A 7,585-nucleotide genomic window follows, 5' to 3' on the forward strand; every position below is an offset into this window, starting at 1 on the left:
GGTGATCCACGCGTGTTCCGAGGCGACAGAAGGAGTTTCGGGGTGGCGGGCCCGTGTCGAAGTCGTCATACCCGCCAGCGTGGTGTAATGCCGTTGTGCAACTCAACCCTTACGGCGAGTATGCCGTCCTGCTGGCCGCGTCACTGGCCAACGACTGGCCGGACGACCGGGCGGGCATCGACGCGCGGACGCGCACCTTCGGTATGACGATGCCGTTCCCGGAGCGTCCGGACGATCACGGTGCGACGCGGCGGATGATCGACCAGTGGCTGGCTGTCGTCGACGCCGACGACGACGGTCAGCGGGCCGACCTGCTCAATGCGCTGATGAAGCGCGCCACGGCATACCCACGCCTGGTCGATCACGATAACGAGGGGTGGCATCTGCACTACCGTGACGACGACCAGACGATGCCGCATGTGCTCCGTGCGGTGATCACTGTCGGGACGGCGTTGCACCTGACCACCCGCGGCATGCACCGTCTCGGCCGGTGTGCCGCGGGCGAGGCGCCCGCAGATCCGTGCAGGAACGTCGTCGTGGACATCACCCGCAACGGCCGGCAACGCTACTGCTCGGTGCGCTGCGCCAACCGCGACGCCGTACGACGCCATCGGGCGCGCCGCGCCGGCCCGCAGGTCGGCTAACGGCTGGCGCGGTAGATGCGGCGCACGACATCCTCGATGTCCGGCTCCTCGATGGACAGGTCGCGCAACTGCGCGTGCTCGCCGACAGCCGCGAGAACCGCTGCAGCAGTGGTCATCTCGGGGTCGAACGCCAGCCGTTGACGAGCGCCGGCCACGTCACTGCCCAGGTGTGTCGTGTGCGGTATGCCGGTCAGGTCCGGCGTCGCATCCGCGAAATCGAGCACGAGCGTGCGGTCCGCTCCGGCGGCACGGGCCAGCCCCTCGATGCTGCCGTCGTACACCGCGCAGCCGTGGTCCACGACGAGCACGCGCTCGCAGAGCCGCTCGATGTCGCCCATGTCGTGGGTGGTCAGCAGCAGGGTGGTGCCGTGCTGCGCCCGCTCGGTGATGAGGAATTCGCGCAGCCGCTGCTTGGACAGCACGTCCAGCCCGATGGTCGGTTCATCCAGGATCACCAGCCGCGGCCGGTGCAGCAGGGCAGCGGCGACCTCGGCACGCATCCGCTGTCCCAGGGAGAGCTGACGCACCGGCGTGGCGAGGAACTCACCCAGCTCCAGCTGCTCGATCAGCTCGGCGGTCCGCGCGCGTGCGTCCGCTCCGGGTAGCCGGTGGATGGCGGCCAGGATGTCGAAGGACTCGCGCACCGGCAGGTCCCACCACAGCTGGGAACGCTGGCCGAACACGACACCGACCTGTGCCGCCAAGCGCCGCCGGTCCCGGTGCGGGTCGATGCCGCAGGTGCGCACCGTGCCACGGGTCGGGACGAGGATGCCGACCAGCATCTTGATCGTCGTCGACTTGCCGGCACCGTTCGCACCGATGTAGCCGACCGATTCCCCCGGCCGGACCAGCAGGCGCAGAGCGTCGACCGCGCGCAGCGTGCTTCTGCGCAGGGCGTCGCGGCCCTTTCCGCGCCGTGTGAATTCCCGTGTCAAACCGTCCGTTTCGATGATCAGCTCGGTCATGTCTCAGCCGCCTCCGCCTTGGTAGTGACGTACACCGAAGCGCCACATGAGCAGCGCGAAGCCCCACATCCAGACCGCGGCGATCGGGGTGCACCACGCCAGCCAGGTCGGCATGCCCGCAGGTCCGGGCAGGTCGAGCAGACGCAACGCCGGGACGTATGCCGCCAGCGCCATCGGGAAGACGAATCCGAAGAGCGCCTTCAGCGGCGCTGACCAGACCGCTGCCGGCTGCGTCGACGCGTAGCGTCCGCCATACACGAAGGCGTTGGTGAACTCCGCACCCTGGATCAGGAAGAACTGCACGCCGGCGGCCCAGATGTACATCGCCGAGAAGATCGCGACGGCGCACACGATGGTCAGCACGAGCAGACCGATGTGTGCCGCGTTCCAGCGGATGTCGTTGATCGACAGCCCGATCACCAACGATCCCAGGCCGATCCCGGCCCGGGTGAGGCGCCGCAATGAGATGTCGCTGGTCATCAGCTGCAGCAACAGCGGCTGCGGCCGAAGGTAGAACACGTCCAGGGTGCCGGCCCTGATGTACTTCGGCAGCGTGTCGCAGTGCCCCACGGACATGTCGGCGATGGAGTAGGACATGTCGGCCAGGCCGAAGACCAGCAGCACCTGCCGGAAGGTCAGTCCGCCGAGCACCGTGACCTGGTGGAACAGCAGCCAGACCTCGGCGAGCTCGATGAGGCCCACCAGTCCGGAGCTGGCCAGGTCGATGACGAAATTGCTGCGATAGCTGCGTTGGGAACGCATCCGGGAGGCGAGCACCGCCCGGTATCCGTCGAATCGGCCTGGTAGCGACGCTGCATCGAGGACTCTGGGTCCCTGCGAAATATCGGAGGAGCGGCGGGGTCCCCGCGAAGTATTCGGAGGAGCGGAGCGGGGGAGAAACTTCGTGGGGTGCCGGTGCGGAGGGGAACTTCGTGGGGTGAGTTTCATCCGCCCTGCACCTCCAGCTTCCGGCGCCCGGCGACGGTGAGCAAATGGCCGATCAGCAGCATTCCGGCGAGCCAGGCCAACTGCACCCCGACCAGCCGGTATGCCGCGCCGCCGGTGACGCGCCCGGTCAGGATGTCGATGGGATACATCATGATCGACGGACAGGGTGTCGCCTCGGCGATGATCAGCAGCCAGCCGGGGAAGAGTGTGATCGGCACGAAGAGCCCCGCGAAGAAACCGGACAGGACCATGTAGACGATCTGGATCCCGCGCGTCTCGATCAGCCAGAAACCGGCAACGGCAACGAGATAGACGGTGGCGAAGGACACCGTGATGCCGATGACCACACTGGTCAGCCCCAGCGCGTAGGGCACCGGCGAGGTCGGCATGGTCATCCCGATGACCAGTGCTCCGATGCCGAGGCTGGGCAGGCCGCGGGGGATCAGGGCGAAGACCGCCTTGCCGACTTCCGTCGTGATCGTTGCCAGTTGGACGTTGACGGGGCGAAGGAAGTCGATCGCGACGTCGCCGTTCTTGATCCGGTCGGCGAGGTCCAGCCGGCCGTTGAGGTTGACCGACCCGAGCAGGCCCTGCGAGACCCAGATATAGGCGCTCATGGTGCCGACGTCATACCCCTGCACGGTGCCGCCGGCTGCACGCACGGTGGCAAAGAGCATGGCGACCTTGAGGAAACCGAAGGTCAGGTTGGCGACGAGTCCGCCGAACATCGCCAGGCGGTAGGCGGCCTGCTCGCGGAAGCCGGCTGTGAACAGGCGGAGATAGGGGGAAATCGTCGCCGCACGCACAAACGCGAGAACTTACCGGGCCGACGACGCCGCGGCAAGTGGTTTTCCCGCGGTCAGTTCTTCGGAGTCAGACCCAGCAGGTCGAGCGCTTCCTCGAGGGACGCCTCGGGGGACTGGTGTGCGTGCACCACGACACCGTCCTCGTCCTGCTGCAACGGCTCGAGCGTCTGCAGCTGCGACGGCAGCAACGAGGGTGGCATGTAGTGACCGGTGCGCTTGGACAGCCGGTCCTCCAGGACCTCCTGCGGGACGTCGAGATAGACGAACCGGACGTTCTTGCGGTCCTCGCGCAGCAGGTCCCGGTAAGCCCGCTTCAGCGCCGAGCAGGTGATGACCGCGCTGCGGCCGTCGCGCTCGTGCTCGTCGATCCAGGTGCCGATCGAGCGCAGCCACGGCCAGCGGTCCTCGTCGGTGAGCGGGACGCCGGCAGCCATCTTGGAGACGTTGGCCTGGGAGTGGAAGTCGTCGCCCTCGGCATACAGCCAACCCATCGCGTCGGCGATGCCTTCGGCAAGGGTGGTCTTGCCGGAGCCGGACACCCCCATGACGATGAGGAACTGGGCGGGGTCGTCAGCGGCGCTCATTTGGACACTCTAACCAGGGGCATCGGCGGGACATGCCTACACCGGCAGGCGGAAGCGTTCGCGTGGGAGCGGTTCGACCAGGCCGTCCTCGATGAGCGAGGCGAGGCAGCGGTCCCGTTGGCCCGCGTCGTCCCAGACGAGGTCCAGATCGGTCCGCGGCACCGGCGCGGTCGCCTCCCGCAACACCGCCAGCAACCTGCCCCGCACCTGCCGGTCGGTGCCGTGCCACTTCTGGACCCGCCTGCGTGGTCCGTCGTGCTCCGGCCGGCCGGCCAGCACCCAGGCACAGTGCGACACCACCGGGCAGTCGGGGCAGTGCGGTGCTGCGGCCTTGCAGACCAGCGCGCCGAGCTCCATGACGGCGACGTTCCACCGGGCGGCGGCCGTGTCGTCGGCGGGCAGGAGCGTCCCGGCGAGCCTGGTCTCGGCGGCGGTCAGGCTGGGCGCGGGATGTTGTGCGCCGGTCACCAGCCGGGCCTGGACCCGGCGCACGTTGACGTCGACCACCGTCGCGCGGAGGCCGAACGCGAACGCCCCGACCGCCGCTGCGGTGTAGCTGCCGATCCCCGGAAGCGCCTGCAACTGCTGCAGATCCGCAGGTATGACGCCGTCGTGCTCCCGCGTGATCGCGGTCGCCGCAGCGTGCAGGCGCAACGCCCGCCGTGGGTAACCCAGCCGACCCCAGGCGCGCACCGCCTCGCCGGGCGCGTCCGCGGCCAGAGCCGCCGGCGTGAGCCATTGCTGCATCCAGCTGCGCCATACCGGCTCGACCCGGGCCACCGGCGTCTGCTGCAGCATCACTTCCGAGACGAGCACCGCCCACGGCCGGTCGATCTGCGGCCAGGGCCACTCGTCGGCGGGGATCCGCCACGGCAGCTCGCGGGCGGCGGCGGCATACCACTGCAGGATGGCGTGGTGCAGGCCCTCCACGTCGGTCATCGGCTCGGGGCTAGACGTAGCGCTCGAGGATGCTGCTCTCGGCCAACCGCGACAGGCCCTCGCGCACGGCGCGGGCGCGGCTCTCGCCGACGCCTTCGACGGCCATGAGGTCGTCGAAGTCCGCGGCGAGCAGCTTCTGCAGCGTGCCGAAGTGGTCGACCAGCCGGTCCACGATGGTGCCGGGCAGCCGCGGCACCTTGGTCAGCAGCCGGTAGCCGCGGGGGCTGACCGACAGGTCGAGCATGTCGCCGATGACCGAGAAACCGGCGGCGCGTGCTCCGGCCGTCAGGTCGAGCAGCTCGGTGGAGTTCATCTCGCCGAGCCGCTCGATGGCGTCCTCCACGGTCAGCTCGGTGCGGCCGGGGTCCAGGTAGTCACGCACCACCAGCTCCCGGTCGTCGCTCAGGCCGCCCACGAGCTCGTCCAGCTGCAACGAGATCAGCCGGCCGTCGGTGCCCAGCTCGATGACGTATTCGCTGATCTCCTCACTGATCCGGCGGACCATCTCCAAGCGCTGCAGGACGCTGGCGACATCACGCACCGTCACGAGGTCCTCGATCTCCAGCGCGGACAGGGTCCCGGTCACCTCGTCGAGCCGCGCCTTGTAGCGCTCGAGGGTCTGCAGCGCCTGGTTGGCGCGGGACATGATCGCGTTGGAGCCCTCGATGACGTGCCGCACGCCGCCGACATACAGGGCGATGATGTGCATCGACTGACTGACCGAGATGACCGGGAAGCCGGTCTGCTTGGCGACGCGTTCGGCGGTGCGGTGCCGGGTGCCCGACTCCTTGGTCTCGATGCTCGGGTCGGGCATCAACTGGGTGCCCGCGCGCAGGATCCGGGACACGTCGCTGTTGACGACGATCCCGCCGTCCATCTTGGCCAGTTCGCGCAACCGGGTGGCGGTGAACTCGATGTCGATCGGGAAGCCGCCGGACGACATGTTCTCCACCACCGCGTCGTGGCCGATCACGATGAGCGCACCGGTGCGCCCGCGCAGGATCCGCTCGAGTGCGTCGCGCAGGTCGGTGCCGGGTGCGACGGCGGCGAGCGTTTCACGCAGGATGACTTCGGGGGAGCGGGTCACCCGGTCAGTGTAGGTGTGGCGCGCGGGGGCGCAGCAGCACCACGCAGGCCGGCAACCTGTCCGATCGCCATGAGATCCGGCCGCCCGGTCAGTTGGTGACGGGTATGGCGATGGCGCGCGTCGCTGCGTGCACGTCGCGCACCTCCAGCACCCGCATACCCGGTGGCGCGATCTCGGTGCCCATCGAACCCGCCGGCACGATCGCGCGCTTGAAGCCGATGCGGGCCGCTTCGGCGAGCCGGCGTGGGACACCGCCGACACCACGGACGTCGCCGGCCAGGCCGACCTCGCCCACCGCCAGCATGCCGGGCGGCAGCGGGCAGCCGTCCTTGGCCGAGGCGAGCGCCAGTGCGATCGCCAGATCGGCGGCCGGCTCGGACAGCTTGGCTCCGCCGACGGTGGAGACGTAACAGTCGTCGTCCCGCAGTCGGACGCCGGCGCGCCGGTCGAGCACCGCCAGGATCATCGCGGTGCGGGAACCGTCGACACCGTTGGTGGTGCGACGCGCGGAACCGCCGTTGCCGGGGACCAGCAACGCCTGCACCTCGGTGACCAGCGGACGCCGACCCTCCAGAGTCACCGTCACGCAGGTGCCGGGCACCGGCTCCTCCATGCGGGACAGGAAGAGGCCGCTGGGGTCCGGCAACCCGGTGATGCCCATCTCGGTCAGGTCGAAGCAGCCGACCTCGTCGGTGGGTCCGAAGCGGTTCTTGGCCGCGCGGACCAGCCGCAGGCGCGAGTGCCGCTCGCCCTCGAACTGCACGACGACGTCGACGAGGTGCTCCAGGACGCGGGGGCCGGCGATCGAACCGTCCTTGGTGACGTGGCCGACCAGCAGTGTGCCCATGCCCTCGCGCTTGGCCACCTGGATGACGGCGGCCGCGACCTCGCGCACCTGGGCGACGTTGCCCGGGGCGCCGTCGACCGACGCGGACGCGATGGTCTGGACCGAGTCGATGATCAGCAGGTCCGGACGCAGCTTGTCGATCTGGGCGAGCACCGTCGCCAGGTCGGTCTCACTGGCCAGGTAGAGGTCGCGGGCCAGCGCCTCGATGCGTTCGCCGCGCAGCCGCACCTGGGCCGCGGACTCCTCCCCACTGACGTAGAGGACGGTCTGCCCCTCCCGGGCGGCGCGTGCGGCGACGTCGAGCAACAGGGTCGACTTGCCGATGCCGGGCTCGCCGGCGACCAGCACCACCCCGCCGGTGACGAGTCCGCCGCCGAGCACCCGGTCGAACTCGCCCACTCCGGTCGGGCGGTGCTGTGCCCGGGTGGCGTCGACCTCGCCGATGGGCAGTGCCGGTCGTTCGATCGTCGCCGCCGGCGCGGTGCGCACCTGCTGCTGGCCGACCTCGGTCACCGTGCCCCACGCCTGGCACTCGCCGCAGCGGCCCACCCACTTGATCGCCTGCCATCCGCACTCGGTGCAGCGGTAGGTGGGGGCCGGTGCCTTCTTGCGTGTGCTGCTCGCCATACGTTTCTCCTATGTCAAGCCGCGGCCGGTAGGGCCGGGGTTTGACGGTTGTTGTGGTCTGTTGTCAGGAGGTTGAAGATGACGCGGGCGAGGCGTCGTTTGAGGCAGCGCAGTGCTTCGGTCTTGGATTTGCCCTCG

8 protein-coding genes are annotated in these 7,585 nt (G+C 69.4%); 1 reads left to right on the forward strand and 7 read right to left on the reverse strand.

The genetic code is table 11. The features are described 5' to 3' along the window. Positions 1–95: 95 nt before the first annotated feature. The gene (locus ACTHL4_RS11165; protein ID WP_440282839.1) at positions 96–644 is read left to right on the forward strand and encodes a CGNR zinc finger domain-containing protein; all 549 of its coding nucleotides are present in this window, start codon (positions 96–98) and stop codon (positions 642–644) included. Here the strand turns inward: ACTHL4_RS11165 and ACTHL4_RS11170 are convergent. From ACTHL4_RS11170 to radA, 7 genes are all read right to left on the reverse strand, one after another. Continuing rightward, complete coding sequence (locus ACTHL4_RS11170; protein ID WP_440282840.1) at positions 641–1,609, reverse strand: ABC transporter ATP-binding protein; 969 nt, start codon at positions 1,607–1,609, stop codon at positions 641–643. The genes ACTHL4_RS11165 and ACTHL4_RS11170 overlap by 4 nt on opposite strands. Positions 1,610–1,612: 3 nt before the next feature. Next, entirely contained in the window at positions 1,613–2,371 is a 759-nt protein-coding gene (locus ACTHL4_RS11175) for an ABC transporter permease (protein ID WP_440282841.1), read from the reverse strand. Positions 2,372–2,553: 182 nt separating this feature from the next. Next, entirely contained in the window at positions 2,554–3,363 is an 810-nt protein-coding gene (locus tag ACTHL4_RS11180; RefSeq protein ID WP_440282842.1) for an ABC transporter permease, read from the reverse strand. Positions 3,364–3,416: 53 nt separating this feature from the next. Then, complete coding sequence (locus tag ACTHL4_RS11185; RefSeq protein ID WP_440282843.1) at positions 3,417–3,947, reverse strand: gluconokinase; 531 nt, start codon at positions 3,945–3,947, stop codon at positions 3,417–3,419. A 36-nt stretch (positions 3,948–3,983) separates the two neighbouring features. Further along, entirely contained in the window at positions 3,984–4,886 is a 903-nt protein-coding gene (locus tag ACTHL4_RS11190) for an A/G-specific adenine glycosylase (RefSeq protein WP_440282844.1), read from the reverse strand. 10 nt (positions 4,887–4,896) lie between these two features. After that, positions 4,897–5,973 (reverse strand): DNA integrity scanning diadenylate cyclase DisA, encoded by a 1,077-nt coding sequence (gene disA, locus ACTHL4_RS11195; RefSeq protein ID WP_440282845.1) that lies wholly within the window; start codon positions 5,971–5,973, stop codon positions 4,897–4,899. 88 nt (positions 5,974–6,061) lie between these two features. Next, positions 6,062–7,447, reverse strand: coding sequence for a DNA repair protein RadA (gene radA, locus ACTHL4_RS11200; RefSeq protein ID WP_440282846.1), 1,386 nt, complete (start codon positions 7,445–7,447; stop codon positions 6,062–6,064). Positions 7,448–7,585 lie beyond the last annotated feature (138 nt).

The sequence above is a fragment of the Flexivirga sp. genome, from assembly GCF_051955415.1.
Lineage (GTDB): Bacteria > Actinomycetota > Actinomycetes > Actinomycetales > Dermatophilaceae > Flexivirga.